Source organism: Ciceribacter sp. L1K22, assembly GCF_017599385.1.
Lineage (GTDB): Bacteria > Pseudomonadota > Alphaproteobacteria > Rhizobiales > Rhizobiaceae > Allorhizobium.
In genome coordinates this window covers 925,122-950,552 of the sequence record NZ_JAGFPK010000001.1, presented here as the reverse complement: position 1 = coordinate 950,552, position 25,431 = coordinate 925,122, and the positions used below count along the sequence as shown (strand labels likewise).

Annotated in this window: 30 protein-coding genes; 16 read left to right on the top strand and 14 right to left on the bottom strand. The window is 61.4% G+C overall.

What is annotated here, in order from left to right; all coding sequences use genetic code 11:
• Window positions 1-6: 6 nt before the first annotated feature.
• Both J5J09_RS04640 and soxR read right to left on the bottom strand, forming a co-directional pair.
• On the bottom strand, window positions 7-858 hold the full coding sequence (locus J5J09_RS04640; protein ID WP_208548516.1) for a TIGR01459 family HAD-type hydrolase: 852 nt from the start codon (window positions 856-858) through the stop codon (window positions 7-9).
• A gap of 85 nt (window positions 859-943) precedes the next feature.
• Entirely contained in the window at window positions 944-1,378 is a 435-nt protein-coding gene (soxR, locus tag J5J09_RS04635) for a redox-sensitive transcriptional activator SoxR (RefSeq protein ID WP_246745786.1), read from the bottom strand.
• A 95-nt stretch (window positions 1,379-1,473) separates the two neighbouring features.
• Between soxR and J5J09_RS04630 the strand changes: the two genes are divergently transcribed.
• The 6 genes from J5J09_RS04630 to J5J09_RS04605 all read left to right on the top strand — a co-directional run bounded on the left by J5J09_RS04630 (window position 1,474) and on the right by J5J09_RS04605 (window position 6,555).
• Window positions 1,474-1,815 (top strand): hypothetical protein, encoded by a 342-nt coding sequence (locus tag J5J09_RS04630; protein WP_208548514.1) that lies wholly within the window; start codon window positions 1,474-1,476, stop codon window positions 1,813-1,815.
• Between the two features lie 188 nt (window positions 1,816-2,003).
• Complete coding sequence (gene groES, locus J5J09_RS04625; protein ID WP_208548513.1) at window positions 2,004-2,300, top strand: co-chaperone GroES; 297 nt, start codon at window positions 2,004-2,006, stop codon at window positions 2,298-2,300.
• A 62-nt stretch (window positions 2,301-2,362) separates the two neighbouring features.
• On the top strand, window positions 2,363-4,003 hold the full coding sequence (gene groL / locus J5J09_RS04620) for a chaperonin GroEL (RefSeq protein WP_208548512.1): 1,641 nt from the start codon (window positions 2,363-2,365) through the stop codon (window positions 4,001-4,003).
• A gap of 657 nt (window positions 4,004-4,660) precedes the next feature.
• On the top strand, window positions 4,661-5,107 hold the full coding sequence (locus tag J5J09_RS04615; protein WP_246745785.1) for a hypothetical protein: 447 nt from the start codon (window positions 4,661-4,663) through the stop codon (window positions 5,105-5,107).
• Window positions 5,108-5,249: 142 nt separating this feature from the next.
• Window positions 5,250-5,696: a DoxX family protein gene (locus J5J09_RS04610; RefSeq protein WP_208548511.1), complete on the top strand. Its 447-nt coding sequence runs from the start codon at window positions 5,250-5,252 to the stop codon at window positions 5,694-5,696.
• A 109-nt stretch (window positions 5,697-5,805) separates the two neighbouring features.
• On the top strand, window positions 5,806-6,555 hold the full coding sequence (locus J5J09_RS04605; protein ID WP_208548510.1) for a phytochelatin synthase family protein: 750 nt from the start codon (window positions 5,806-5,808) through the stop codon (window positions 6,553-6,555).
• Between the two features lie 33 nt (window positions 6,556-6,588).
• Here J5J09_RS04605 and J5J09_RS04600 read toward each other — a convergent pair whose 3' ends face one another.
• Genes J5J09_RS04600 through hisS form a run of 4 tightly spaced genes read right to left on the bottom strand, consistent with a single transcriptional unit; the run spans window position 6,589 to window position 10,559 of the window.
• Window positions 6,589-7,188 (bottom strand): class I SAM-dependent methyltransferase, encoded by a 600-nt coding sequence (locus J5J09_RS04600; protein ID WP_208548509.1) that lies wholly within the window; start codon window positions 7,186-7,188, stop codon window positions 6,589-6,591.
• The gene (hisG, locus tag J5J09_RS04595) at window positions 7,188-7,883 is read right to left on the bottom strand and encodes an ATP phosphoribosyltransferase (protein ID WP_208548508.1); all 696 of its coding nucleotides are present in this window, start codon (window positions 7,881-7,883) and stop codon (window positions 7,188-7,190) included. Before hisG ends, J5J09_RS04600 begins: the two co-directional genes overlap by 1 nt.
• Window positions 7,880-9,001 carry an ATP phosphoribosyltransferase regulatory subunit gene (locus tag J5J09_RS04590; RefSeq protein WP_208548507.1) on the bottom strand — a complete coding sequence of 374 codons (1,122 nt, stop codon included), beginning with the start codon at window positions 8,999-9,001 and terminating at the stop codon, window positions 7,880-7,882. Before J5J09_RS04590 ends, hisG begins: the two co-directional genes overlap by 4 nt.
• A gap of 1 nt (window position 9,002) precedes the next feature.
• Entirely contained in the window at window positions 9,003-10,559 is a 1,557-nt protein-coding gene (gene hisS, locus J5J09_RS04585) for a histidine--tRNA ligase (protein ID WP_208548506.1), read from the bottom strand.
• Between the two features lie 147 nt (window positions 10,560-10,706).
• Here hisS and J5J09_RS04580 point away from each other — a divergent pair, with 147 nt between their 5' ends.
• The 4 genes from J5J09_RS04580 to J5J09_RS04565 all read left to right on the top strand — a co-directional run bounded on the left by J5J09_RS04580 (window position 10,707) and on the right by J5J09_RS04565 (window position 12,545).
• Window positions 10,707-10,901: a hypothetical protein gene (locus tag J5J09_RS04580; protein WP_208548505.1), complete on the top strand. Its 195-nt coding sequence runs from the start codon at window positions 10,707-10,709 to the stop codon at window positions 10,899-10,901.
• Window positions 10,902-10,926: 25 nt separating this feature from the next.
• Window positions 10,927-11,691: a hypothetical protein gene (locus J5J09_RS04575; RefSeq protein WP_208548504.1), complete on the top strand. Its 765-nt coding sequence runs from the start codon at window positions 10,927-10,929 to the stop codon at window positions 11,689-11,691.
• A 47-nt stretch (window positions 11,692-11,738) separates the two neighbouring features.
• A complete protein-coding gene (locus J5J09_RS04570; protein ID WP_208548503.1) occupies window positions 11,739-12,104 on the top strand; it encodes a hypothetical protein in 366 nt (121 codons plus the stop codon).
• 69 nt (window positions 12,105-12,173) lie between these two features.
• The gene (locus J5J09_RS04565) at window positions 12,174-12,545 is read left to right on the top strand and encodes a DUF305 domain-containing protein (RefSeq protein ID WP_208548502.1); all 372 of its coding nucleotides are present in this window, start codon (window positions 12,174-12,176) and stop codon (window positions 12,543-12,545) included.
• Window positions 12,546-12,554: 9 nt separating this feature from the next.
• Here J5J09_RS04565 and J5J09_RS04560 read toward each other — a convergent pair whose 3' ends face one another.
• Both J5J09_RS04560 and J5J09_RS04555 read right to left on the bottom strand, forming a co-directional pair.
• Window positions 12,555-13,583, bottom strand: coding sequence for a Gfo/Idh/MocA family oxidoreductase (locus tag J5J09_RS04560; RefSeq protein ID WP_208548501.1), 1,029 nt, complete (start codon window positions 13,581-13,583; stop codon window positions 12,555-12,557).
• Window positions 13,584-13,698: 115 nt separating this feature from the next.
• Window positions 13,699-14,604 (bottom strand): LysR substrate-binding domain-containing protein, encoded by a 906-nt coding sequence (locus tag J5J09_RS04555; protein ID WP_208548500.1) that lies wholly within the window; start codon window positions 14,602-14,604, stop codon window positions 13,699-13,701.
• A 102-nt stretch (window positions 14,605-14,706) separates the two neighbouring features.
• On the opposite strand from J5J09_RS04555, the gene J5J09_RS04550 reads away from it, so the two are divergent.
• From J5J09_RS04550 to J5J09_RS04540, 3 genes are all read left to right on the top strand, one after another.
• The gene (locus J5J09_RS04550) at window positions 14,707-15,714 is read left to right on the top strand and encodes a YeiH family protein (RefSeq protein ID WP_246745784.1); all 1,008 of its coding nucleotides are present in this window, start codon (window positions 14,707-14,709) and stop codon (window positions 15,712-15,714) included.
• 68 nt (window positions 15,715-15,782) lie between these two features.
• Entirely contained in the window at window positions 15,783-16,487 is a 705-nt protein-coding gene (locus J5J09_RS04545; RefSeq protein WP_208548499.1) for an HAD family hydrolase, read from the top strand.
• A 22-nt stretch (window positions 16,488-16,509) separates the two neighbouring features.
• Window positions 16,510-17,175 (top strand): DNA-3-methyladenine glycosylase I, encoded by a 666-nt coding sequence (locus J5J09_RS04540; protein ID WP_208548498.1) that lies wholly within the window; start codon window positions 16,510-16,512, stop codon window positions 17,173-17,175.
• Between the two features lies 1 nt (window position 17,176).
• On the opposite strand, the gene J5J09_RS04535 is transcribed toward J5J09_RS04540, so the two are convergent.
• Entirely contained in the window at window positions 17,177-17,806 is a 630-nt protein-coding gene (locus J5J09_RS04535) for a DNA-3-methyladenine glycosylase I (RefSeq protein WP_208548497.1), read from the bottom strand.
• A gap of 206 nt (window positions 17,807-18,012) precedes the next feature.
• On the opposite strand from J5J09_RS04535, the gene J5J09_RS04530 reads away from it, so the two are divergent.
• The 3 genes from J5J09_RS04530 (at window position 18,013) to J5J09_RS04520 (ending at window position 20,388) form a co-directional block, all read left to right on the top strand.
• A complete protein-coding gene (locus tag J5J09_RS04530; protein ID WP_208548496.1) occupies window positions 18,013-18,747 on the top strand; it encodes a L,D-transpeptidase in 735 nt (244 codons plus the stop codon).
• 135 nt (window positions 18,748-18,882) lie between these two features.
• Window positions 18,883-19,578 carry a L,D-transpeptidase gene (locus J5J09_RS04525; protein ID WP_208548495.1) on the top strand — a complete coding sequence of 232 codons (696 nt, stop codon included), beginning with the start codon at window positions 18,883-18,885 and terminating at the stop codon, window positions 19,576-19,578.
• A 198-nt stretch (window positions 19,579-19,776) separates the two neighbouring features.
• Window positions 19,777-20,388, top strand: coding sequence for an outer membrane beta-barrel protein (locus J5J09_RS04520; protein ID WP_246745909.1), 612 nt, complete (start codon window positions 19,777-19,779; stop codon window positions 20,386-20,388).
• On the opposite strand, the gene J5J09_RS04515 is transcribed toward J5J09_RS04520, so the two are convergent.
• The 5 genes from J5J09_RS04515 to J5J09_RS04495 all read right to left on the bottom strand — a co-directional run bounded on the left by J5J09_RS04515 (window position 20,389) and on the right by J5J09_RS04495 (window position 25,309).
• Window positions 20,389-20,847 carry a hypothetical protein gene (locus tag J5J09_RS04515; RefSeq protein WP_208548493.1) on the bottom strand — a complete coding sequence of 153 codons (459 nt, stop codon included), beginning with the start codon at window positions 20,845-20,847 and terminating at the stop codon, window positions 20,389-20,391. It lies immediately after the preceding gene.
• A 112-nt stretch (window positions 20,848-20,959) separates the two neighbouring features.
• Window positions 20,960-22,264 carry a glycolate oxidase subunit GlcF gene (gene glcF / locus J5J09_RS04510; protein ID WP_208548492.1) on the bottom strand — a complete coding sequence of 435 codons (1,305 nt, stop codon included), beginning with the start codon at window positions 22,262-22,264 and terminating at the stop codon, window positions 20,960-20,962.
• Window positions 22,265-22,293: 29 nt separating this feature from the next.
• A complete protein-coding gene (locus tag J5J09_RS04505) occupies window positions 22,294-22,671 on the bottom strand; it encodes a hypothetical protein (RefSeq protein WP_208548491.1) in 378 nt (125 codons plus the stop codon).
• Complete coding sequence (gene glcE, locus J5J09_RS04500; RefSeq protein WP_208548490.1) at window positions 22,668-23,876, bottom strand: glycolate oxidase subunit GlcE; 1,209 nt, start codon at window positions 23,874-23,876, stop codon at window positions 22,668-22,670. Before glcE ends, J5J09_RS04505 begins: the two co-directional genes overlap by 4 nt.
• The gene (locus J5J09_RS04495) at window positions 23,876-25,309 is read right to left on the bottom strand and encodes an FAD-linked oxidase C-terminal domain-containing protein (RefSeq protein WP_208548489.1); all 1,434 of its coding nucleotides are present in this window, start codon (window positions 25,307-25,309) and stop codon (window positions 23,876-23,878) included. The genes glcE and J5J09_RS04495 overlap by 1 nt, the downstream gene beginning before the upstream one ends.
• Window positions 25,310-25,431: the final 122 nt, after the last annotated feature.

Genomic DNA, 25,431 nt, shown 5'->3' with positions numbered 1-25,431 from the left:
ATTCTCTCAGGCGAGGCGCTGCATCCAGTACTTCGGTGTCGCATTCTCGCGTTCGAGCCAAGCATTGAGGATCGCCTCGTCCGGCTTACCGTTTACGGTGTATTCGGCAGCGTGAATGCCGCCGGAGATGTAGAGCAGGTCCAGGCCATAATCGAGAGCGCCACGCACGTCCGTGGGCATACCGTCGCCGATGGCGACAACGCGCGTCATATCAACCTCGCCGCCACGGGCATCGCGGGCCGCCACGAGCGATGCCTCGTAGATCGGGCTGTGCGGCTTTCCAGCGATCCGGGTCGCTCCACCCAGTTGCTGGTAGTAGGCGGCGATGGCTCCGGCGCACGGGATCATTCGGCTACCACGCTCAACGATGAGATCCGGATTGGCGCAGATCAACGGAATGCTCCTGGCGGAGAAGCCGGCAAGCATCTCGTGATAATCTTCCGGAACTTCCTTTTCGTCATCGAAGAATCCGGTGCAGACAATGGCTTCGGCGTCCGATACGTCTGTCGGCACGACATCGATGCCATCAAGGAGCGACAGGTCCCGGTCCGGCCCCAGGAAGAAGATTTTCTTCGGGCCTGCGGCGATCAGCGTGCGGGTCACGTCTCCCGATGTCACGATCCGGTCATAGGCGGTATCGGCGACGCCGATCATCCGCAACTGGCTGATGACGCCCGGCGACGGGCGAGGCGAATTGGTGATAAGAACGACGGTCAAGCCGTTCTCCCGAGCGCGGGACAGGGCGTCCGACGCCGACGCGAAGGCGTCCACGCCGTTGTGCAGCACGCCCCATACGTCGCAGAGCACGACGTCATAACGATCGCTGATAGCGTTCAGGTTTTCGATGCGCGCGGCCATGTACCCCGATCCCGGTTCGATGAAGTCAGCGGCCCACATTGCAAAGGCGGAGGCCAAAGGCAAGGTCTTTTGCCGCGTAGCGCTATCAGGGCATAAGGCGCGGGCCTGGACCTTCCTTGCGAAGACTGTCATCCGGATTGCGCAACGGGCAATCATCCAGCGACAGGCAGCCGCATCCGATGCAAGTGTCAAGTTGATCCCGGAGTGCCACGAGCGTGCGGATGCGCTCGTCCAGCTTACTACGCCAATTGGTTGACAGCCGCCGCCAGTCAGCGGCCGTCGGCGAGCGGTCCTGCGGCAAGGTGGCGAGCGCTTCGCGGACGTCGGCGAGAGGCACTCCGAGCCGTTGCGCCGTCTTGATGAGCGCGACCCGTCGAAGGACGCCGCGCGGATAGCGGCGCTGGTTTCCGGAAGTCCGCCAACTGCCGATCAAACCCTCCCGCTCGTAAAAGTGAAGAGCGGAGACGGCGATACCGGCGCGCAACGCGACCTCGCCGACCGTCAGAAACCCGTCCGTCATTTTCCTGCCACTCGTCATCATTTGCCCTTGATCTCAAGTTTACTTGAGGTTCTATCGTCTGCGGTATTCAATGACAACTCTTCCGGAGAACCCTCATGAACGCCGCTTCCGTGTTTCCTCGTAGTGCAAGCATTTTCCGTATTGATCGCTTCGACTGCCCTCGCGACAGCCTTGCTGCCTTTGCAGACCGTCTCGCGCTCATCCATGGCTATTTCGACACTCTGTCCGGCTGCCTCTACAACAGGGTCGCGATCATGGAAGTCGAGGATCGGATCGAAGTGGTGACGGTGGTGGAATGGGAAAACGCGGCATCACTCCGCCAGGCCAAGGCGGCCGTCGACGCATTCTACGAGAGCACGCAATTCGAACCCGCTGCGTTCCTGGCGGAGAACCGCATAGCTGGGCATTTCGGCGTGTTTCAGATGATGCCGCTCTGACCGCCAGCGCTGCCTCGCGCACTCTAGTCACCCAATCAGGTGCGGCTCACGGTTTTTTCGGAGCCGTTCTTGACTCCGCACGATGCTATCCCTAAATCGACGTCGCTAGCACTCTTCAATGGCGAGTGCTAACATCATCACGCGGGTCCCTGAGATCCGCCAATGTCATTTGATCGAGGGATTAGACAATGGCAAGCACCAACTTCCGCCCCCTGCACGACCGCGTCGTTGTAAAGCGCGTCGAGTCCGAAGAAAAGACCAAGGGCGGCATCATCATTCCGGACACCGCCAAGGAAAAGCCGGCTGAAGGCGAAATCGTCGCCGTCGGCCCGGGTGCCCGCGACGAAAACGGCAAGCAGGTGGCTCTCGACGTCAAAGTCGGCGATCGCGTCCTGTTCGGCAAGTGGTCGGGCACCGAAGTCAAGCTCGATGGCGTCGACCTTCTGATCATGAAGGAATCCGACATCATGGGCGTTATCGGCTGATCTGCCGATCCGTATCCCACATCAACAATTCACCAAAGAGCTAAGCTCCGGGAGTTTTGAATATGGCTGCTAAAGAAATCAAATTCGGCCGCACCGCGCGCGAAAAGATGCTGCATGGCGTCGACGTCCTCGCTGACGCCGTGAAGGTTACCCTCGGCCCGAAGGGTCGTAACGTCATCATCGACAAGTCCTTCGGCGCTCCGCGCATCACCAAGGACGGTGTATCGGTCGCCAAGGAAATCGAACTCGAAGACAAGTTCGAGAACATGGGCGCGCAGATGGTCCGCGAAGTTGCTTCGAAGACCAACGACATCGCCGGCGACGGCACCACGACCGCAACCGTTCTTGCCCAGGCCATCGTTCGCGAAGGCAACAAGGCCGTTGCCGCCGGCATGAACCCGATGGACCTGAAGCGCGGTATCGACCTTGCTGTTGCTGAAGTCGTCAAGGACCTCCAGGCCAAGGCCAAGAAGATCTCGACTTCGGAAGAAGTCGCCCAGGTCGGTACGATCTCGGCAAACGGCGACACGCAGGTTGGCCGTGACATCGCGGAAGCCATGCAGAAGGTCGGCAACGAAGGCGTTATCACCGTCGAAGAAGCCAAGACCGCTGAAACCGAACTCGAAGTCGTCGAAGGCATGCAGTTCGACCGCGGCTACCTGTCGCCCTACTTCGTCACCAACCCGGAAAAGATGGTTGCTGACCTGGAGGATGCCTACATCCTGCTGCACGAGAAGAAGCTTTCGAACCTTCAGGCCATGCTCCCGGTTCTCGAAGCTGTCGTCCAGACCGGCAAGCCGCTCGTCATCATCGCTGAAGACGTCGAAGGCGAAGCTCTCGCAACGCTCGTCGTCAACAAGCTGCGTGGTGGCCTCAAGATCGCTGCCGTCAAGGCTCCGGGCTTCGGCGACCGCCGCAAGGCCATGCTGGAAGACATCGCGATCCTGACCGGCGGCACCGTGATCTCCGAAGATCTCGGCATCAAGCTCGAGAATGTCACGCTCGACATGCTCGGCCGCTCCAAGAAGGTCTCGATCTCCAAGGAAAACACCACGATCGTCGACGGTGCCGGCCAGAAGTCGGACATCGAAGGCCGCGTTGCCCAGATCAAGGCTCAGATCGAAGAAACGACTTCGGACTACGACCGCGAAAAGCTGCAGGAACGTCTTGCCAAGCTCGCTGGCGGCGTTGCCGTGATCCGCGTTGGTGGCTCGACGGAAATCGAAGTCAAGGAACGCAAGGACCGTATCGACGACGCCCTGAACGCGACCCGCGCGGCTGTTCAGGAGGGTATCGTTCCCGGCGGCGGCACGGCTCTGCTGCGCTCGTCCACTAAGATCACCGTCAAGGGTGCGAACGACGACCAGGAAGCCGGCATCAACATCGTCCGCAAGGCGCTGCAGTCGCTGGTTCGCCAGATCGCCACCAACGCTGGTGACGAAGCTTCGATCGTGGTCGGCAAGATCCTGGAAAGCAACACCGACAACTTCGGCTACAACGCCCAGACGTCGGAATATGGCGACATGATCGCCATGGGTATCGTCGACCCGGTCAAGGTCGTTCGTACCGCCCTGCAGAACGCAGCCTCGGTTGCATCGCTGCTGATCACCACCGAAGCCATGATCGCCGAACTTCCGAAGAAGGAAGCTGCCGGCGGCATGCCGGGCGGCATGGGCGGCATGGGCGGCATGGACATGATGTGAGGCATATGCCTCATATCTGAACCAGCCGGTTCATTTGGAAGGGCGGTCTCCGGGCCGCCCTTTTCTTTGGCTTTACTCCAAAAAGCAAAGAACAGGCCCGAGGGGAAGGCTCAATCGGCAATTGATTTATATATCGGTGATGTTAGAGTTTCTAAAAAAGGAAGACCGCAATCCGCGAGACGCGAATTCTGGCCAGGGGTCTACGACCATCACCACGCCAGCGGCGCCGGGAGTTCCGACGGTCGAACGCGACATGTGGAAAAATGAACTGTAACGAAATGGTACACAAACGGCAAAAACAATGACTTAGGCGAGCATTCTCGTCGCTATGCAAAAAAGAATTGCCGAAGAGGAAAAAGCAACTATAACGCTGCCCGAGTTTCAATCACCCGCCAACGCATTAGATGTCGTTCGGAATATTTCGATGTCCGAGGGCTTCCGATGGAAAAATCAACGGCGGCGATCGGACATGCGTCAGACGGAAACATATTGCGGGGCCGGTGACGACGATTGGTTGCAATCGTATCGTCGAGGGGTCGAGTAGCGTAAAACTGATACTGAATTTGCCGCCCCGGGGGGCCGTTGGCGGCAATCTTCTTAAAATTCTCCGCGCTGCCGGAGAAGCCTGCTTTGGCTTAAGACTTTTGGGGGATCGTCTTGTTCAAAATATGCAAGTCCAGCGTAGATGAAGCCTTCGACGCATCGCATAACGCCACGGATGAGAGTGGCCTGGACCTGATCAATCGATTTTCAATGGCCGAGGGCTGGGTCGGCGACCTTGCCAATGGCGTCATCCGCCTTGGCGAATATGCAAAGGCGCTCCACGGTGTGGATGGGCCCGAGTGTGGGCTGCTGAGCATGATGCGGTGTTACGAAACCCAGGACAGGGCACACATCCTGGGACTTTTCGAACAAGCCGCGACGACCTCGTCGTCCTTCTGCTACTCCACGACAATCCATCACGGCGATGGTCGACGCCAGCCGGTGTTCTGCATCGGGGAATCGACAGGACTGGAGGAACAGGCCGAAGTCGGCACCATGGCCGGCGTCTTTCTGTTTCCTAAGTTCAAGATTTCCGCCGCCGCCCTCGCCCGGCTCGCGTAAGACGACAGCAGCATTAAAAGACTACTGTTCACGTTTCTCGAACGAAATGTGCATCGTTGTTTATCTATGCGAGACGATGGAAAAAACGCATCTTGCGGCCACTGCGCATAGCAAGTCCGTTCCATCGTTTCAGGAGAAACACATGTCCTCGACCAATAACGTGCTCATTCTTCTTGCCCGCGTGCTGCTTTCCTTCATGTTCATCATGTCCGGTTTTGGCAAGCTTGCCGATCCGGCCGGCACCGCTGGCATGATCGCCGGCGCCGGTCTCCCGGCAGAAACCGCACTTGCCTACCTCGCCGGCCTCTATGAACTGATCGCTGGCCTCTTCCTGCTCGTCGGCTTCCAGACCCGGATCACCGCCTGGACGGTGGCGCTCTTCTGCGTCTTCACCGGTCTCGTCTTCCACACTGGCACCGTGGCCATCGAAGGCTGGCCGGAAGGCGCGCTCGGCTGGATCAACACGCTGAACCAGATCATGGTCATGAAGAACATCACCCTCGCCGGCGGTTATATCCTTCTCGCCGTCATCGGCGCCGGCGCCTACTCGATCGACGCCCGCCGCGGCGCCGCTACCGCAATCGCCTGATACACCGTCGAGAACTGATCGGAAGGCCGCCGGAGAACTTCGGCGGCCTCTTCTTGTTTTCGCTTGCCTTTGTGGGATAGTGCCTCGTCAAATGATCGGAGAGGCAGACATGACATTCCTACGAACAGCAACCCTGTCGATCGCACTGCTGACGGCGAATGGCGCTGCCATAGCGGCCGACCCGCCGAAGCCGAAACTTGGAGCCGATGCGACACCGATCACGGCCGATCACGCTTATCTCAAAACCGCCGCCGCGCCAGACTACTGGGCAATTTCCCCGTTCTACATCCACCAACAAACATCGTCGGCATGCTCGCTCGCATCGGTAACGATTGCGGTGAACACGCTTCGCGGACTGCCCGCCATGGCCGAGGACACCCTCGTGACCCAGGACAACCTCCTGGAAGCGACCAAGGATGAACGCTGGGCCGAGCAGGCAGCCGACGAGGGGGACGGCGTGACCTTCGCCGACCTCACCGAGGATACCGCCCAGAGTCTGAAAGCATTCAACATTGATGCGAAGGTCGAGGCCGCGCAGCCGACGAAGGACACGACGGCGACACTTGATGCGTTCCGCGCGCTCTTGGCCGCGAACGAGGAATCGGCAAAGGACCTCATGCTGGTCTATTTCAACCAGGGTGTGGTTACCGGAGACTGGGACGGACCGCACGTGTCGCCGATCGGTGCCTATGATGCCGCAACGGACCGGGTTCTGATCATGGATGTCGATCGCGAATGGTATGTGCCTTATTGGACGAAGACCGAGACTCTCTTCAAGGCTCTCGAGCGCCCTGCTCCGGCCGACCAGGGTGTGCTGACCGGTGAAACAGGCGGCTGGGTCCATATCACGATGAAGTAGGGACAGGTCAGAAGGCTGGCGGGACCGGCAAATTCATACCCTTTGCGCCAGCCACACCGTCGCCCCGCCGCAATCAGGATCATTCGCCACGTGATCGACGACGACAAAGCCGTTGTCTTTCAGAAGTACCCGATATTCTTCCGCCGCCAGGCTCGCGTGATAGAGAGGTTCACCCTCGAATTCACCAATTGCTATGCCGTCGGCGGGACCGGAGGTGAACATCAGCATCGCGCGCGCCGCCGCATGCGCGGCAAAGCGGGCAAACATAGATCGCTGGTCATCCTGCGTGAGGTGAAAGAAGCTGTGCCAGGCGATGAGACCTTGAAAGCGCCGCCCAAGGTCCATCGTTCGCATATCAGTCACCAGCCATTCGGAACCCGGCATCCGGCTGCGGCAGAGGTCGATCAGCGTCGCCGAGCTGTCAATGCCGGTGACACGCAGTCCTCGCGCTACAAGCTCGGCGGCCATCGGTTCACCGGAACCACACCCGATATCGAGCACCGCAGCATTCGTCGAAAGGCCTTCCGCAAACCGATCGAGCCATGGTTTCTCGAACAGGTTCCGGCCTCTTATGCGATCAAAGGCAACCGCATGCCGCTCGTAAAGGCCAACGATCCGTTCGGCCTCATCCATCAGAGCACCGACTGTATCGCGCTGACGATCCGCGCCACCGTCGCGTCAGCTTCATGCTCCGCCTTGCGGGCTCGAACCAGACAGGCCTCGGATCGAAGGATGACGCTATCGGACAGGATTTTCAGATGGTTTGCCCGGAGCGTCGAGCCGGTGGAGGTGATGTCGACGATGATGTCCGCCTGTCCGGCAGCGGGCGCACCTTCCGTCGCGCCGAGGCTTTCGACGATGCGGTAGAGCTGGATGCCGTGCTGGCGGGAGAAGAACTGCTGCGTGAGACGCCAGTATTTCGTCGCGATGGTCAGGCGGCGGCCATGGCGTGTTCGGAAATCCGCCGCCACGTCGCCCAAATCGGCCATGCTGTCGACATCGAGCCAGATTTCCGGAACAGCAACCACGACATCGGCGTGGCCGAAGCCCAGGCGCGCGCAGAATTCCACGCGACCATCCGCATCGGCCAGTCCCTCGCGTACGAGGTCTTCCCCCGTCACGCCGAAATCGACCGTACCATTACCGATTTCGCGCGAAATCTCCGACGCTGAAAGAAAGGCGATCTCGACATCATCGCAGCCTTCGACGCGACCGCGATAGGATCGGTCATTGCCGACGGCAGCGATCTTCATGCCGGCCTTCTCGAAGACAGCGGTGGCGTCATCCTTCATCCGGCCCTTGGACGGCAGTGCGATGGTGATCGTCATGGCACGCTCCTCGCGCTCTCGATGCGATCGAGCCAGAGCGAGAAACCGACCGCCGGAATGTGGGTTTCGGCGCCGAGCAAGGTCAGCAGGCGATCGAAGCGACCGCCGCCGGCGAGGATGGCGCCCTGGCCTTCCATCGCGATTTCAAAGACAAGGCCGGTGTAATAGTCGAGCGGACGGCCGAAGGCAGCGCGATAGACAACCCCCTCGAGATCGACGCCGAGATTGGCGAGCGCCGCGACGCGTTCGTCGAAGCGCGACACCGCGTCGCCCAGCCTCAGACCCGCCGCATCGGCGAAACCGGAGAGTGCCGCGGAGGCTTCCGACAACGGCAGTTCGAGCGAGAGGAACTCGCGCAAAAGCAGAAGTGCAGCGCCATCGAGACGAGTTTCGGCTAGCGTCAGCTTCTCCTTCAGGCGCTGGGCGATCTCGGTTGGTGAGCGGCTGGCATTGGTGGAATAGCCGGTTTCCTGCATGGTTTTATCGATATGGGCAATGAGTGCCCTTTCGTCTCCGCGTGCAAGAAGGGTCGCGACCTGTGGCTCCAGTCCGCTGCCATTCTGCGGCGAGGCGAGCTTCAGCAGCAATTGCTCGATATGATCGGCGTCACCGAATGCGTGGATGAGCCGCTTGCGCCAGCCGGCCGGCAGGCCGAGCGCGTGGACCACTGCCTCGAACACGCTCTGATCGCCCAGCGTTATCGACAGACGACGACCGGGGAGGAGGCGCGCCAACACTGCCTGCGCATCGGCGATCGCCCTTGCGTCAGCGGCAGCAACGGCGGGATCACCGAGATCCTCGATGCCTGCCTGATAGAACTCGTTGGAGCCCTCACGCCGCTGACGGAAAACCTCGCCGAGATAGGCATATCGTTTCGGCGTGCCTGTTGCTGTTTCGATATGGCGAAGACAGACGGGGATGGTGAATTCCGGGCGCAGGCAGAGGCTGTCGCCGCGCTCGTTTTCCGTGAGGAAGATACGACGACGCAGATCCTCGCCTGCCATGTCGAGGAAGGGGGCGGCCGGCTGGATCACCGGCGTGTCGACGCGTGTGGTGCCACGCGAGCCGAATTCCTGCAGAATGGTGCCAGCGAATTCCGGCATGTCGGTCCGGGGCATTTCAGCCGCCCTTCGCCCGGCGGCGATCTTCCGCCTGGGCGGCGAGGATGCCCTTCACCTTGGCGACCAGTTCCGCCTCGGGCACCACCTCCTGCGCGACGCGGGCCTCGCGCCATTCGGCATTGTCGGTGATCTCGCCGGACAGGCGTTTGCCCTCGATCAGGTCCTTGATCTGCACGACGCCCTGTTCGCGTTCGTCGCCGCCCTGGATGATGGCGATCGGCGAGCCGCGGCGGTCGGCATATTTCAGCTGGTTGCCGAACTTCTTCCAGTTGCCCTGGTACATTTCGGCGCGGATGCCCTCGGCTCGCAGAGCCTGCGTGAAACGCTGGTAACGGCCCATGCTCTCGACATCGCCATCCATGACGGTGACGAGGACCGGACCCTGCACGTCGTCCTGACCGAGCTTGCCGAGGTTCTTCAGGGCCGTCATGAGGCGCGAGACGCCGATCGAGAAGCCCGTGGCCGGGACCGGCTGACCCATGAAGCGCGAGACGAGACCGTCATACCGCCCGCCGCCGCCAACCGAACCGAAGACGACCTTCTCGCCCTTTTCATTGGTGACGTCGAAGGTGAGTTCGGCTTCGTAGACGGGGCCGGTGTAGTATTCCAGGCCGCGGACGACGGACACGTCAATTCGAATTTGATCTTCCTTATATCCGGCCGATCTGAACATTTCGGACATCGACCAGAGTTCGTCATAGCCTTGCTGCAGCGAGTCATTGGACCGCTGGTTAGCTGCTAGAAACGCCAGAACGCGCTGATTACTATGGACTATAGCACCATCTTCGACTGTTTCTGATGGTGAAAAAAACAGCGCATTGGTGACAATTCGAATCTGTTCATCATCGAGTTCAGCACCTTTTGTGAAGTCGCCGGATTCGTCCTTTCGACCTTTGCCCAACAGCAAACGTACGCCTTCAATTCCCAACTTGTCGAACTTATCCATCGCCCGCAGCACACCTAGCCGCCGACCGGCATTCTCCTCTCCACCCAGCCCGATGGCTTCCATCACGCCGTCGAGAACCTTGCGGTTGTTCACCCGGATCACATAGTCGCCGCGCTTGATGCCAAGCGCTTCCAGCGTGTCGGCCATCATCATGCACATTTCGGCATCGGCCTGGACGCCCGGTGCGCCGACGGTATCGGCGTCGAACTGCATGAACTGGCGGAAGCGGCCGGGGCCTGGCTTTTCGTTGCGGAAGACGTAGCCGGCGCGATAGGTGCGGTAGGGCAGCTGGATTTCCTGGAAATTCTCGGCGACGTGACGAGCCATGGGGGCGGTCAGATCGTAGCGCAGCGACATCCACTGATCGTCGTCGTCCTGCAGCGAAAAGACGCCCTCGTTCGGGCGGTCCGAGTCGGGCAGGAACTTGCCGAGCGCGTCGGTGTATTCGAAAAGCGGGGTCTCGATCGGGTCGAAGCCGTAGCGCTCGTAGACCTCGCGGATCTTCTCCATCATCTCCGCGGCGGCCCTGATATCGGCGGCCTCGCGATCCACGAAACCACGCGGCAGGCGGGCCTTCAGCTTCTGGGGCTTCTTGTTCTTGTCGCTCATGATGCGGGCACCGGATTTCTTGTGATTTTCAGGTGCCGGTGTCTTAGAGGATCAAGGTTTTGGCGGCAAGGGGCGGAACACTTGCGAAGGCTGGAACAGGCTTCAAACGGGTGATATGTTCACCCTCTAAAACGAGGGGGCCTGCCGTTGAAGAAGCAGATGACGATCGAGATGACGGAAGAGATGCGCGCCGCGCTCGAGCAGCAGGCGGCCGACGCGGGCCTCAGCCTCCAAGCCTATCTCAGCGACATGGTGATCACCCGCGCCGCGCGCGAGCCTGATGCATCCGCGCCTGTCGACGGCGAAAGCCCCGACGCGCCAAACGACGCCCGGACGCAATAGTCGCCTTTTGCAGACATAAAAATCCATGATCCTCGAAGTCCTGAATTATGCGGCGACATGGCCGCTGACCACGCCCGCGCATCGCGGTGCGATCCGCTATTCCGTAAACCTCTGGTCCCGCGCGAACCGTTGCGCGAAGGCGTGGCGCGGGCACGAAGACCAGACGAAGGCGACGATCCTTGCCGCCGCCGCGACGTTGAAGCAGAGGCGAACGGCGGTCGTGCTCGGCTCCGGCTTGCTGCGCGACGTGCCGATCCGCGAATTGTCGCAGATCTTCGACACGGTGGTGCTGGTCGACCTCGTGCATCTCGCCAGCGTGCGGTTCAGGCTTCGGCGACAGCGGCTGCATAACGTGCGATTGATCGAACGCGATGTTTCGGGTTTCGATGCGGGCAGCGGCGTGCAGGATCCGGAACCGCTCGCCTTCCTGCGGCAGGTTCCCTATCTCGACTTCGTCATTTCGGCCAATCTCGCCTCGCAGATGGGCATGGCGGTGAAGCGTCGGATGGAGCTGGTAGGGAAAGACTGGGCCGGCCCGGCACATGCGCTCGTTTCGTCACATATCGAGGGCATGCGACACCTGCCCTGCGCGACGTGTCTGGTCACGGACATATCGTATGCTGTGATCGACCGGACAGGGCACCTGCATGAGGCGTTCGATCTGCTGTTCGGGGTCACTCCGCCGGATCATAGCGCACAATGGGAATGGCCGGTGGCGCCCCTTGGCGAGGAGAGCGGCGACTACAAGATCGTGCATACGGTCATCGCCGCGACGAACACCACGATGTGACCAAACGCCGCCTGACTTTGGACACGAGGGCGGATAAAGTCGACGCCATGACAGCGATGATCCGCCTCCTGCTGGTCCTTTCGGCGCTTGCCTACGGCGCCATGCCGTTCACCGCCATGGTTGGCGTGGCGTCGGCCGCCGTTATGGCCGAACTGCCGGCAGGCACGATGGAGGCGGATTGTCCCCACTCCGCTGTGCACACAGCCGACCAGTCGGTGATGAACGATAGTACCAAGCACGCTCCAGCGAAAACCCTGAAGCCGACGGCCCATTGCACGGCTTGCCTGACCTTGCCGGCGGATTTCCGTTCGCCCCTGCCGGGCAAACCGGCGCGTGCCGCCGAAGCCGCGCGGAACTCCATCCGCCTCGTTTCGCTTACACGGGCACCGCTCGATCCTCCTCCCCGTTACTGACGCGACCGAATGCAGCCGCCGGAAAGCCGGCAGAGTTTAGATTCTGTCCCGTTCAGAAAGGGAAACATCATGTCCTTGAAGACACTTCTCGCCGCGACCGTCATCGCCGTCGCTGGCATCGCCCATGCCCAAGAGGCCACCGATCACAGCGGCCATACCGCGATGGGTCACTCGGAGGATGCCGCGCCCTCAACCAAGGCCTTCGAAGAGGCCAATGCGCGCATGCATACCGACATGGCGATTGCCTATAGCGGCAATGCCGATGTCGATTTCGTGCGCGGCATGATCCCGCACCATCAGGGCGCCATCGACATGGCGCGGATCGTGCTGGAACACGGCACGGATCCGGAGATCCGAAAGCTTGCCGAAGAGGTGATCGCTGCGCAGGAAGGCGAAATCGCCTTCATGCGGGACTGGCTGGCGAAGAACGGCCAGCAGTAGCCGCAAGTCTCACGAAGAAAGCCGCATCGGTCCGCCGGTGCGGCCCGTTTCAATGAGAGCGTCGATCAGGCGATGGACCTTGAGCGCCTCCTCGCCGGTCACTCTCGGCTCGCGGTTCCTCCGGATCGCATCGACGAAATCCGCCATCACAGCGCGATGATAGTCGTGCGGGAACGCCATCGGGTCGGCGCCGGTGCCGCCAGCCGAGCGGTCGGGTTCAATCGCAATCCGGCGGCCGTTCTGCAATTGCACGACCAGTTCCGTTCCCCGCAGCACGGCGGTGCCCTTCTCGCAGGTCAGGATGATTTCTTCGGCGAAACCCGGAAAGGCGGCCGTGGTCGCGTCTATCGTGCCAATCGCGCCATTTTCGAAACGCACGGCGGCGCAGACCATGTCTTCCGTCTCCATGCGATGCACCGGCGTCGTGACGGCGAAACCGGTTACGTCGCTGATGGGTCCCGCCAAGCTCAGCATCAGATCTAGCGTATGGATACCCTGCGACATCAGCACACCGCCGCCATCGCGCGCGAAGGTTCCACGGCCGGGTTCATCGTAATAGCCCTGTGGACGCCAGAGCCGGATGATGGTGGAGCAACCGACAATCGCTCCGAGATCGCCGTCGCGGATCAGTTTCGCCAGCGTCTCCCCCGCCGGGCGGAACCGGTGCTGCAGCACCACGCCAAGCTTGACGCCAGCCTCTCGGCAGACCGCCACCAATTTTTCCGCGCGGTCCGTGGTGATATCGAGCGGCTTTTCCAGAAACACGTGCTTGCCGGCGCGGGCGAAGCGCTCGACCAGTTCGCCATGCGTATTGGCCGGTGTCAAGATAGCGACGGCGTCGACGCTATCATCCGCGAGGATCGTTTCGATGTCGTCGCAAAGTGGAAACGGAAATTTCTCGCCGAAGGCCCGCCGCCGCGCCTCGCTCGGGCTGAAGGCGTAGGCGACCTCGACGGTGTCGGCGAGATCGATTAGCCCCCGGGCGTGGGGCGTGACGGCCATACCGAGGCCGACCAGCGCAATCCGTGTTTTCTTCAAGTACCAAACTCCTCGCTGCCTGCCTTGCTTGGTCGATGGCGACGCCGTTTGGTCCTCCCGGTGGCCATCAGCCCGTCATCATGCAGAGCGGTTCATGCATTGCAAGGCCGGCCGGTCATGCCATCTCCGGCGCGTCGGACACGGAAAGACAGAGTTCGGTCAGCACCTGCGCGGCCTTGCTGACGCGGCGCTCCTTGTGGCGCAGGAGCGAAAACTGCCTCGCCGGGAGCGCAATGTTCGCCCTGACGAGATGCCCTTCCAACAAGAGCGTTTCCGCAGAGATGCGGGAAACGGCAGCCGCGCAGCCACTGGTCCGGACAGCCGACAGGACCGCCTCGTTGGACGGAAGTTCCAGCACGATCACCAACCGGGCACGGTCGATGCCGTTCGTCGCGAGGGCATCCTCGAAGACGGCGCGCGTACCGGAACCCGCCTCGCGCATGACCCAGCGTCCGCTCTCCGCCAGATACCCGAATTCAAGCGCCTGTCCCGCCGCCCAAGGGTGATCCGGCGCCACGACCACGACGACTTCATCGTCGGCGACCCTCGTCACGGATAGCGCCGGCTCGTCGACCGGTCCCTCGACAAAACCCAGATCGGCTTCGCCATCGAGGACGGCACGCGTCACGGTCGCCGTATTGCCGGTCGTTAGGGCGAGGTTGATACCGGGATGATCGGCATGGAAGCGCATAAGCATTTGCGGCAACCAGTAGCTTGCCACCGTCTGGCTGGCCCGGACGGCGAGCGAGCCGCGGGCAAGGCCACCCATTTCAGCAAGCATGAGCTCGGCTGCCTTGGCACGCGCCAAAACCGCACGGGCCTCCGGCAGGAAGGCGCGCCCTTCCGGCGTCAGTTCGATTCGGCGCCCGATACGATTGAACAGCGTCACCCGGTAGAAAGCTTCAAGCTTGCGGATCGCGGAACTGACGGCCGATGGCGTCAGATGGATTGCATCCGCGGCACGCGTCAGATGCTCGCGTTCAGCCACGGCGATGAAGATGGCAAGTTGTTCAAAAGTCATGAGGCGGCATCATTCGATTTCATCGAACGAACACTGACATACTATTCGATGGAAAGCCACATGAAGGTATGGGAAATGCGGATGAACAACGGATCATCCTCAATGCCCCAACTTTCCCAATCCATCCGTCACCTGCCCGGCATTGCCCTCAGCCTTCTCGTTACACTCGCGGCGGTCATGCTGGAAAAGCTTGAGTTCAGCGTATTCGGCCGCAGCTGGCTTGAAAGCCTGGTGCTGGCGATTGTGGTCGGGACGTTGGTTCGCTCGACATTCAGTCTTCACCGACGCTTCGACCCCGGCATCGACTTTTCCGCCCGTATCCTGCTGGAATGCGCGGTGGTCTTGCTCGGCGCATCGATCAGCCTCGAAGCCTTGGGCCGCGCCGGCGCCTGGCTAGTCGCCGGGATCGCACTCACCGTCGTCGTCTCGATCCTGCTCAGCTATTGGGTCAGCCGTGCTGTCGGCTTGCCGCCCAAGCTCGCGACGCTGATCGCCTGCGGCAATTCCATCTGCGGCAATTCGGCAATCGCTGCAACGGCGCCTGTGATCGATGCGAAACCCGACGATGTGGCGGCTTCGATCGCCTTTACCGCCGTTCTGGGCGTGGCAGTCGTGCTGGGCATGCCTGTTCTCAACACCGTCGCCGGCCTCTCCGACATCCAGTACGGCACCTTTGCCGGCCTGACGGTCTATGCCGTGCCGCAGGTTCTCGCCGCGACCGCACCGATCGGTATCGCGAGTATCCAGACCGGAACCCTGGTGAAGCTGATACGTGTGCTTATGCTCGGACCCGTGATCTTCGCACTCGGCCTCATTCACGGCGGGAGACATCAGCGACCCTCGCTCAGGCACATGGTACCTTGGTTCATTGTCGGCTTCGCATTGCTCATGGCAATGCGGTCGCTCGATCTCATTCCGCCGATGGCGCTTGCACCGTTGGCAGAGGCATCCGGCATGCTCACGATCGTGGCGATGGCGGCGCTGGGGCTTTCGGTCGATATCCGCCATACGGCACGAGCCGGCGGTCGCGTGATGCTGGCTGCGGTGATCTCGCTGCTGGTGCTCGGCGGATTGAGCCTTATCCTCATCGCAGTGCTCGGAATACCGTGACGGCCTTCCCTTCGCCGCAACCGCCTCCTATGGTTCGCAGAACGCGACAAGACAGGACGGATCGTCCGATGAGCAAGCATCCCATCACCGTTGTCGGTTTCGACGCCGACGACACGCTTTGGCAGAACGAACAGTATTACCGGCTGACCGAGGAGCATTTCCGCTCGCTTCTCGCAGACTTTGCCGAGGGCGAGCATGTGTCCGAACGGCTTTTGGAGGCGGAGAAGCGTAACCTCAGCCACTACGGATTTGGCATCAAGGGCTTCACGCTTTCGATGATCGAGACGGCGCTTGAGATTACGGAAGGGCGGGTGCCGACGAAAGTGGTTGCCGATATCCTGTCGATCGGCCGCGAACTGCTCAACCATCCCGTCGAATGCCTGCCGCATGCGCGGGAAGCGCTGGAAGCGCTTGTCGGAAAACATTTCCTCGTGCTGATCACCAAGGGCGACCTGTTCGATCAGGAGCGTAAGCTGGCGCAGTCGGGGCTCGGCGACTATTTCGACGCGGTCGAGATCGTGTCCGACAAGTCCGCCACCACCTACCGCCGGATCTTCGGCAAACACGGCGAGGGACCGGAGCGGGCGATGATGATCGGCAATTCGCTGAAGTCGGATGTCGTGCCGGCGATCGCCGCCGGTGCCTGGGGCGTGTTCGTGCCGCACGAACTGACCTGGGTGTTGGAGCATGTGGACAAACCCGCCGATGCCCCCCGTTTTCGGGAGATCGGCCATCTGGGTGAACTGCCCGACCTGATCGAACAGCTTCGCTAACTATCGTCAAAGAGGGGGAGACATGCGGACGTTCGATGAGTTGTGGGCGATGGCGGTTGAGCGCAAGGGTGCCGCCGAGCTGGAAGCGACGCTGCAGTTTCCAAAGCCGAGGACAGAGATCATCGCCACGCCGGACGACCGTTTCCTGGCACTGATGACCAAGTGCATCTTCCAGTCCGGATTCAACTGGAAGGTCGTGGAGGCCATGTGGCCAGGGTTCGAGGCTGCCTTCGACGGCTTCGATATCGGTCGATGTGCCATGCTGCACGACGAGGATTTCGAGCGGCTCGTTTCCGACAGCCGGATTGTGCGGCATGGTCCGAAGATCAGGGCGGTTCAGGAGAACGCACGGTTCATCGCGGATATCGCGACGGAACATGGAAGCGCCGGCAGGTTCTTCGCCGATTGGCCGTCGGAGAACTATGTTGGACTGCTGGATCTCCTGAAAAAGCGCGGCGCCAGGCTGGGCGGCAATACAGGGCAGTATTTCCTGCGGTTCTCCGGCCTGGAGAGTTTCATCCTGTCGCAAAGCGTCGTGAACCGCTTGATCGCGGAAGGCGTGGTCGACAAGGTCCCGAGTTCGGCGCGGGACATGGCGGCGGTTCAGCAGGCCTTCAACACGTGGCGAAGCCAGTCAGGCCGGTCGCTGACCGAAATCAGTCGCGTGCTGGCGGTCACGATCGACTAGGTCAGGGCCGTTTGAAGGCGCGACGCATATCCTCGACCTTGTCGCGGCAGCAGCAGCCCTCGATATGGTCGTTGACCAGGCCCATGGCCTGCATGAAGGCATAGACGGTGGTCGGGCCGACAAAGGTCCAGCCACGCTTCTTCAGGTCCTTCGACAGGCGCACGGAGGTCGGCGAGGTCGGGTTTGCCTTCAGCGTGGCGTAGTCCATTGTCGGGGGGCGTTCCGAGGTCGGCGGTTCGAAACTCCAGAAATAACGCGCCAGCGAGCCGAATTCCGCCACCAGATCGACCGCGCGGCGGGCATTGTTGATGGTCGAGACGATCTTGCCGCGATGGCGGACGATGCCTGCATCGGCGAGACAACGGGCGATATCATCATCGCCGAAGACCGCAACCTTGCGGAAATCGAAGCCGGCAAAGGCATCCCGGAAAGCCTCGCGCTTCCGCAAGATTGTCAGCCACGAGAGACCCGACTGGAAACCTTCGAGGCAGATCTTCTCGAACAGGCGATGATCGTCGGTGACGGGACGGCCCCACTCCTCGTCGTGATAGCGCCGGTAATCCTCCATCCCACCGTGCCAGAAGCAGCGGGAAAGGCAGTCTTCGCCGGTGATCAGGCCGTCGGTGTGCATCGGGATGATTCTCCGTCTTGGTCGGAGGCGTTTACCATTTGTTCACCGGATTTCAAAACCGGGCGCTAACCCTGACGAAAGGTTTACGGGATCGGCGGCCTTTTCATGAACCTCTCTTTACCAAATGGGCAGGTGCATGATGCCAGCATCGCGGGGATGGAGCACCGTGCTCCCCGTCCTTCGGTTGATAATAGCGAGTAGATCCGATGATGAAGACACCCCTGCTTCTGGCAGCCGGCCTCGTGCTGGCGACGTTGCATCCGGCCACGGCCAATGACCGCTATCAGCAGCGGCCACCCGTGATCGTCAGTCCCGATCTCAGCGCGCCCTGGGTAATGCAACTTGGCGGCGCCGACGTTCGCCCGCGGGTCTACGCGCGGCCGGCGGCGCCCCAACCGCGATCGCCTGCCCGCCAGATCTTGCGCGGCCAACAGCAGATGCAGCCGGTCGCGGTGCGGCCGAACAATCCGGTCAAGACACAGATCGAACCGCAGTTCCTGCCGCAGATCGTCGCCTACGAGACGGCGCAGAAACCGGGCACGATCGTGATCGATACGAACAACCGTTTCCTTTATCTCGTGATGGAAGGCGGACAAGCACGCCGCTACGGCGTTGGGGTCGGCAAACCGGGCTTCGAATGGGCCGGGACGCATAAGGTCACGGCGAAGCGCGAATGGCCGAGCTGGGTGCCGCCGAAGGAGATGATCGCTCGAGAAGCTGCCAAGGGCCATTACCTTCCGGCACGCATGGAAGGCGGCCCCGAAAACCCGCTCGGCGCGCGTGCAATGTATCTCGGCTCAACGCTCTACCGTATCCACGGCACCAATGCGCCATGGACGATCGGCTCGGGTGTTTCCTCCGGCTGCATTCGCATGCGCAATGAGGACGTCGTCGACCTCTACGAGCGCGTGAACGTCGGAACCAAGGTCATCGTGATCTGAATTGCCAATGATTGATCTTCCGGCATAACTTTACTGCCGGAAGATCTTCAATTCCGCTTTACCGTGACGGCTCGGCCTTGAATTGCGGCGAAACTTGGGTAAACCTCTCGCCCCTGAGGATTGAGAGGGATTATCATGTCGAAATACGTCAATGCCGCGGCCGCTGCTGCCTTGGCCATTACCAGCGTCATGACGCCGGTATCCGCACACGCGTTTACAAATGCCGGGAACGCCGTGCCTGCGGACAGCCGCAGCGACGTGGTCCTCGTGGCCCAGAAGAAGCAGGTGGCGGAAAAGTACAAGCGGCGCGTAGTGCATCTCGTGACGGACGAAAAGCCCGGCACAATCATCATCGATACCAACAACAAGTTTCTCTACTACGTCGAAGGCAAGAACCGCGCGACCCGCTATGGCGTTGGCGTCGGTCGCGACGGCTTCGGCTGGTCCGGCGTGGTGAAGATCGGCCGAAAGGCGGAATGGCCGGAATGGCGCCCGCCGGCATCGATGCGCGCTCGCGAAGCCGCCAAGGGCCATATCCTGCCGATCGTCCAAAAGGGCGGCCCAGACAATCCCCTCGGCGCACGCGCGATGTACCTCTACAAGGGCGGACGCGACACGATCTTCCGCATTCACGGGACAAACCAGCCCTGGACCATCGGTCAGAACATGTCGTCCGGATGCATTCGCATGATGAACAAGGACGTGGAGCATCTCTATGCTCGGGCCGATGTCGGCACCAAGGTCATCGTGGTCGGACCCGGAAACCGCCAAGGCGAAGTAAGCTTCCAGGACAAGGGCATCGACATTCTGCGCACGATGTTCGGCGGTTGACCGCACCCAATCAGCTCATCTGGCCGGACAGCGGAAGCCTTGTCCGGCCTTTTTTGTTGCTGTTCGAGCCTGTCACAAAGGCAGACAAATAACCGATACAAAAGGCCTGTAAGGTGCGCCGCATATATTCAAGCGCGGACACCTTTCATGTTTCAGAAGCCTGCCCTGACACTCATCGGGATCTCCCTCGCCGTTTTCATGGCAGCACTGCCAGCAAAAGCGGAAATGGCTGTTTCGATCTATGGCGGCTTTCAGTCGGCGCCGCACAGCGAGGTCGAGGTTTCGGACGAGCCGGACTTCACGGCGGGCTGGGAGGGCAAGTCGTTTTCGATGCCGCCCTATTACGGCGCGCGGGCGACATGGTGGCTGGAGGATTTCGGCCGACCCAATCTCGGCCTGTCGATCGACTACACCCATGCCAAGGTTTACGCGGACGATGAAACGCTGGCTAAGAGCGGCTGGGACCATTTCGAATTCACCGACGGTATCAATCTTCTGACCGTCAATGCCCTCTATCGTTTTCCGATCGAGGGCTCGAGATTCGTGCCCTATGTCGGCGCTGGCGCCGGCGTCAACATTCCGCATGTCGAGGTAACGCGTAACGGCAACGAGACCAGCGAGTACCAGATCGGTGGACCGACAATCCAGGCGCAGGCCGGCGTCGCCTACAGGTTCACGGATGCATGGTCCGCATTCGTGGAGTACAAGGGCAATTATTCCTGGGTCGACGCCGAGATCGACAGCGGCGCGACATTGAAGACCCGCATCCTCACGAACGCGGTCAACGCCGGGCTCACATACAGTTGGTGATCAGCGGACCTGACAGAGAAGCTGGCCCTTCAGGGCGGCGTCCGTACCGGACTGCGGTTTCGCCTGGGGGTCCAATACCATCGAATAGGATCCTGAGAAGCGTATGCGGCCGATATCGGCCTGGCGATTGCCGAGATCAATATCCAGCGTCAACAACGGCTTGCCGAAACGACTTTCGGAGGACAGGCGAAGCTTCACGTCGTCGCCCTCGCCCCAGTATCGCCGCATCATCGATCCGTTGAAACGCATTGCCCTGTGGTCACCCGGCATCGCCGCCTGCTTCAGCAACATAGCTCCGCGAAATCGCACGGGCTCTTTGTCCTTGTCATCGGAGAGCATGGTCTCCACCGACAACTTCAACCACTTGTCGTCGGTCGCGCAATAGACCAGATCCGCGGCGGCGACAGCCGGCCACAGGGCGAGAACGATCGCGCCGAATGCCGCTAGACGTCCGTTCATGTCGCACCTCCTCCAGGTGGCAAGTCGAATGCCCTCAAGCGACGACTTTATCGGGAAATTCTTAATTTCTAACTTAGCGACCGAGCGGGCAATCGTATCACCGTGGGACAGGTCACCGGTCGGCCAGCGCCCCCGGCCGTTCGCCGCCATAGGCCCAGTCCAGCAGCTCGACCGTGTGGACGATTGGAATGGCGGTGCCGCTCGCGATCTGGGTGATGCAGCCGATATTTCCGGCGGCGATGACGTCCGCCTTCGTCGCCTCGATGTTCTTGACCTTGCGGGCTTTCAACCTGGCAGAGATGTCCGGCTGGAGGATATTATAGGTGCCGGCCGAACCGCAACAGAGATGCCCTTCCGCCGGGTCCTTCACCGCAAAGCCCGCATTCTTCAGAAGGAGCTTCGGCAGCATGGTGATCTTCTGGCCGTGCTGCATTGAGCAGGCGGAGTGATAGGCAACAGTCAGGCCCTTCTTCTCCTGAAGCGGCAGATCCAGCGAAACGAGGTATTCTGTCACGTCCTTCGCAAGCGCGGAGACTCGGGCGGCCTTGTCAGCATAGGCCGGGTCGAGGCGCAGCATGTGGCCGTAATCCTTGATCGTCGTGCCGCAGCCGGATGCGGTGATGATGATCGCGTCGAGGCCACCGTCTTCGAGCTCCCGCATCCAGACGTCGACGTTACGACGAGCGGCCTCCAGCGACTGCTCCTCCCGGCCCATATGGTGGACCAGCGCACCGCAACAACCCTCACCCTCGGGCACGACCACCTCGACACCGAGCCTCGTCAGCAGACGGATGGTTGCCTCGTTGATCTTCGGATCGAGGACAGGCTGGGCGCAGCCGGTGAGGATGGCGACCCGACCGCGTCTTGCAGTCGTTGGGGTGTGCGTTGCCGGACGGGCGAAAGACGACGACGCCGGTATCCTCGCCGGGGCCAACTCCAGCATTGCGCCAAACGGCTTCAGCAGTGAGATCGATTTGAAGATGCCCGCGAACGGACGGCCGAGTTTCGCAAGCGTCAGGGCCGCGCGGAACCGTGCAGGATACGGAAGCACCAGCGCCAGGATGTTACGCGTCAGCCGGTTCATGAACGGCCGGCGATAGGTCCTTTCGATGTGGATGCGGGCGTGGTCGACCAGATGCATGTAATCGACGCCGGAGGGACAGGTCGTCGTGCAGGCGAGACAGGAGAGGCAGCGATCTATATGGGTGACCGTATCCTTGTCGGCAGGTCGGTCGTTCTCCAGCATGTCCTTGATCAGGTAGATACGGCCACGAGGGCTGTCGAGCTCGTTGCCGAGCGTCACATAGGTCGGACAGGTGGCCGTGCAGAAACCGCAATGCACGCACTTGCGCAGAATACCCTCGGCCTCCGCCACATGCGGATCGGCGAGCTGCTCGGCGGTGAAATTGGTTTGCACGATGGTACTCCAGTTGCGAGGTCTCGACCTCAGACGATCCAGCCCTCGGGGTTGCTGATCGGCTCCTCGCGACCAGCCTTTTGAAGCCCGATCACGACACGGACGACGAACCAGACGAGCGTGGCGATGAAGCCGAGCACGCCGATGACGATGAAGCTCAGCACCAGCGAAATCAGCGAGTAGAGAAGCCCGATCCAGGAGGTGCGGATCGCCCAGGTGTAGTGCGTCTCGACCCAGCCGCCGAGCTTGCCCCGATTGATATAGGCAATGACGACGCCGACGATCGAGCTGACGCCGAGCACGAGGCTGGCGATATAGAGACCGTAGACGAGCTGGACATTGAGCTTGCCGGGTTCCAACCAGCTCTGCTCGGGACGCTGCGGGATCTGCGAGTACGGGTCGGTCACGCTGCTTCTCCTCTTGCCATGCGGCCGGGGTTGAAGATGCCGGCCGGGTCAAATTTTTCTCTCAATCGCTCCGTGAGAGCGGCTACGGCCGGGGTCAGCGGCTGGAAAACGGATGTTGCTTCGCGCGCATGCGCCGCGGCCCTGACAAGGGTGGCGTGGCCGCCGCCGAGCGCCTTCACGTAACGCCGGACGAGGTCCGCCTCGGGGTCGGCTTCCATACGCATCCAGACGAGACCGCCCTGCCACTCGTAAAAGGCATCGACGCCCGCTTCCAGCCGCAGGGCGGCGACGAGCTTTTCACCCGCCGTCGGGGCGACCGAGACACGCCATAGCGGGCGCATAGTACCATCGGCATAGGGTGCGACGTCGCGAATCTGCGACCACAGTCCGGCGGTCTGGTCAGGGCCAAGACGTTCGGCGGAACCAAAGCCATTCATCGCGGCGGTCAGCTTCTCCATTCGCAGCGAAACCGAGGCGTCGAGCCCTTCGATGCGAAGCACGGTCGCGGGACCGTCGGGCAACTGGCCGCCGATGAAACGACCCCTGACGCTTTCCGGCAGGTGAGCGGCGCCGGACACTTCGAGCGGCAGCGCCATGGCCGCGGCCATCGCTTTTGTCGCCAGCTCGTCGTCGAGCCCCGAGAGCACCAGCGTCTCGGTGCGGCGAGGACGCGGAAGGACCTTGAAGGTGACTTCGGTCAGGAAACCCAGCGTACCATGCGATCCGGCGAGCAGCTTGACGAGATCCAGGCCTGTAACGTTCTTCATCACCCGTCCGCCGGCCTTGACCGCCTCACCACGACCATTGACGAAACGTACGCCAAGCAGGTGGTCACGCGCGGCACCGACAGACAGACGGCGGGGTCCGGAGGCATTGGTGGAAAACAGTCCACCGACGGTGGGCTCGCCTGTTGTCCCCATGATCCCGCGATGGTCGATCGGTTCGAAGGCCATCATCTGACCGTTCTTGGCCAAGGCCGCCTCGATCTCGGCAATCGTGGTGCCAGCGCGAGCGGTGATGACCATTTCGGCCGGGTTGTAGGCGACGATGCCCGTCAGGCCGGCAGAGGAAATCGCCGCATCGGCTCGAACCGTGTTTCCCAGCCCACCCCTAGTACCACCGCCGACGATTTGCAGCGGCATGTGTTTGTCGGCGTGCGCGCGGATGATATCCGCGGCTTCGGCTTCCGTGTTCGGCGACAGCATCAGCCTCTCCCCTCGAGCGGAAACACCTTCGACGGGTTGAGGATCCAGTCGGCATCGAAGGCTGCCCGGGCGGCCATCTGCTGAGCCAGGTCGGCGTCAGTATACTGATGGCGCATCAGGTCTCGCTTCTCGATGCCGACACCATGCTCGCCGGTCAGGCAGCCGCCAGCATCCACGCAGAGCCTTAGAATATCCATACCGGCGGCCTCGGCCTTCGCCGCGTCCTCGGGGTCATTGATATTGTAGAGGATCAACGGATGCATGTTGCCATCGCCGGCGTGGAAGACGTTGGCGCAACGCAGGCCATAGCGCGTTACAATTTCCTCCGTCTTGCGCAGCACATAGGACAACTGCCCGAGCGGAACGGTGCCATCCATGCAGATATAGTCGGCTATGCGTCCCGTCGCCCCGAAAGCGGATTTGCGCCCCTTCCAGATCAGCGCTGCCTCGGTCGCCGACTGGCTTTCGCGCACGGTCAGGACGCCATGGCGCTTGGCGATCTCGACGACGCTGGCGAGCATCGCCTCCATTTCCTGTTCCGATCCTTCGACCTCGACGATCAGCAGGGCCTCGACATCAAGGGGATAGCCGGCCTTAGCGAAGGCCTCGCAGATTTCGATGGCCGGCTTGTCCATGAACTCGATGGCGACCGGAACAATTCCGGCGCCGATAACATCGGCAACGCAGGCACCGGCAGCCTCGGAGCTGTCAAAACCGAAAAGAACCGGCCTTGCCCCCTCGGGCTTGGCGAGCAGGCGGACCGTCGCCTCTGTGACGATGCCGAGTTGGCCCTCGGAGCCGCAGACGAGACCAAGCAGATCAAGCCCCTCAGCATCGAGGGCCTTGCCGCCGAGCTCGATGATCGTGCCGTCGACCAGCACCATCTTCACGCCCAGGAGGTTGTTGGTCGTAACGCCATATTTCAGACAGTGCGCGCCGCCAGAATTCATGCCGATATTGCCACCGATGGTGCAGGCGAGCTGCGACGATGGGTCAGGTGCGTAAAAGAAACCATCGGCGGACACCGCCTCGGAAATCGACAGGTTGGTGACACCGGCTTGAACCGTTGCACATCGATTGTCGTAGTCGACCTCAAGAATGCGGGTCATCGCAGACAACCCGATCACGACCGCATCCTCCTGCGGTATCGCGCCGCCGGAAAGGGAGGTGCCGGCTCCGCGCGGCACGACCGGGATCCCATACTTGTGGCAATAACGCATGACCGCCGCCACCTGTGCCGTGGTCTCCGGCAGCGCGACCGCCAGAGGTCGACGCCGATAGGCGAGAAATCCATCGGTCTCAAACGGCACGAGCTCGAAAGGCTCGTGGATCAAGCGCTCGGGCGGCAGGAAATCGGCAAGGTCGGCAACGATTTCGGCCCGCCGCGACAGGATCGTCGGATCGGGATCGATGAACGCTATCGCTTCCGTCATGAAGGCCTCCCTTTTGATAAAGGCATACACGATGCGGCCACACACCCGCAATTGGTATTATTTCTTTACCACTTCACCCGCGAAGGCGCCAATGGTATAGACTTATGACGATTTCGGAAAGA

Coding starts and splice junctions, on each gene's coding strand:
- J5J09_RS04550 (WP_246745784.1), top strand. CDS start 14,707: ATGCCCCAACTTTCCCAATCCATCCGTCACCTGCCCGGCATTGCCCTC.
- J5J09_RS04640 (WP_208548516.1), bottom strand. CDS start 858: ATGGCCGCGCGCATCGAAAACCTGAACGCTATCAGCGATCGTTATGAC.
- J5J09_RS04495 (WP_208548489.1), bottom strand. CDS start 25,309: ATGACGGAAGCGATAGCGTTCATCGATCCCGATCCGACGATCCTGTCG.
- groL (WP_208548512.1), top strand. CDS start 2,363: ATGGCTGCTAAAGAAATCAAATTCGGCCGCACCGCGCGCGAAAAGATG.
- soxR (WP_246745786.1), bottom strand. CDS start 1,378: ATGACGGACGGGTTTCTGACGGTCGGCGAGGTCGCGTTGCGCGCCGGT.
- glcE (WP_208548490.1), bottom strand. CDS start 23,876: ATGCTGTCGCCGAACACGGAAGCCGAAGCCGCGGATATCATCCGCGCG.
- hisG (WP_208548508.1), bottom strand. CDS start 7,883: ATGACGATCACCATCGCACTGCCGTCCAAGGGCCGGATGAAGGATGAC.
- J5J09_RS04600 (WP_208548509.1), bottom strand. CDS start 7,188: ATGGATGAGGCCGAACGGATCGTTGGCCTTTACGAGCGGCATGCGGTT.
- J5J09_RS04515 (WP_208548493.1), bottom strand. CDS start 20,847: ATGAACGGACGTCTAGCGGCATTCGGCGCGATCGTTCTCGCCCTGTGG.
- J5J09_RS04520 (WP_246745909.1), top strand. CDS start 19,777: ATGGCAGCACTGCCAGCAAAAGCGGAAATGGCTGTTTCGATCTATGGC.
- J5J09_RS04545 (WP_208548499.1), top strand. CDS start 15,783: ATGAGCAAGCATCCCATCACCGTTGTCGGTTTCGACGCCGACGACACG.
- J5J09_RS04565 (WP_208548502.1), top strand. CDS start 12,174: ATGTCCTTGAAGACACTTCTCGCCGCGACCGTCATCGCCGTCGCTGGC.
- J5J09_RS04570 (WP_208548503.1), top strand. CDS start 11,739: ATGACAGCGATGATCCGCCTCCTGCTGGTCCTTTCGGCGCTTGCCTAC.
- J5J09_RS04575 (WP_208548504.1), top strand. CDS start 10,927: ATGATCCTCGAAGTCCTGAATTATGCGGCGACATGGCCGCTGACCACG.
- hisS (WP_208548506.1), bottom strand. CDS start 10,559: ATGAGCGACAAGAACAAGAAGCCCCAGAAGCTGAAGGCCCGCCTGCCG.
- J5J09_RS04590 (WP_208548507.1), bottom strand. CDS start 9,001: ATGCCCCGGACCGACATGCCGGAATTCGCTGGCACCATTCTGCAGGAA.
- J5J09_RS04530 (WP_208548496.1), top strand. CDS start 18,013: ATGATGAAGACACCCCTGCTTCTGGCAGCCGGCCTCGTGCTGGCGACG.
- groES (WP_208548513.1), top strand. CDS start 2,004: ATGGCAAGCACCAACTTCCGCCCCCTGCACGACCGCGTCGTTGTAAAG.
- J5J09_RS04610 (WP_208548511.1), top strand. CDS start 5,250: ATGTCCTCGACCAATAACGTGCTCATTCTTCTTGCCCGCGTGCTGCTT.
- J5J09_RS04540 (WP_208548498.1), top strand. CDS start 16,510: ATGCGGACGTTCGATGAGTTGTGGGCGATGGCGGTTGAGCGCAAGGGT.
- J5J09_RS04555 (WP_208548500.1), bottom strand. CDS start 14,604: ATGACTTTTGAACAACTTGCCATCTTCATCGCCGTGGCTGAACGCGAG.
- J5J09_RS04630 (WP_208548514.1), top strand. CDS start 1,474: ATGAACGCCGCTTCCGTGTTTCCTCGTAGTGCAAGCATTTTCCGTATT.
- J5J09_RS04605 (WP_208548510.1), top strand. CDS start 5,806: ATGACATTCCTACGAACAGCAACCCTGTCGATCGCACTGCTGACGGCG.
- J5J09_RS04535 (WP_208548497.1), bottom strand. CDS start 17,806: ATGCACACCGACGGCCTGATCACCGGCGAAGACTGCCTTTCCCGCTGC.
- J5J09_RS04525 (WP_208548495.1), top strand. CDS start 18,883: ATGTCGAAATACGTCAATGCCGCGGCCGCTGCTGCCTTGGCCATTACC.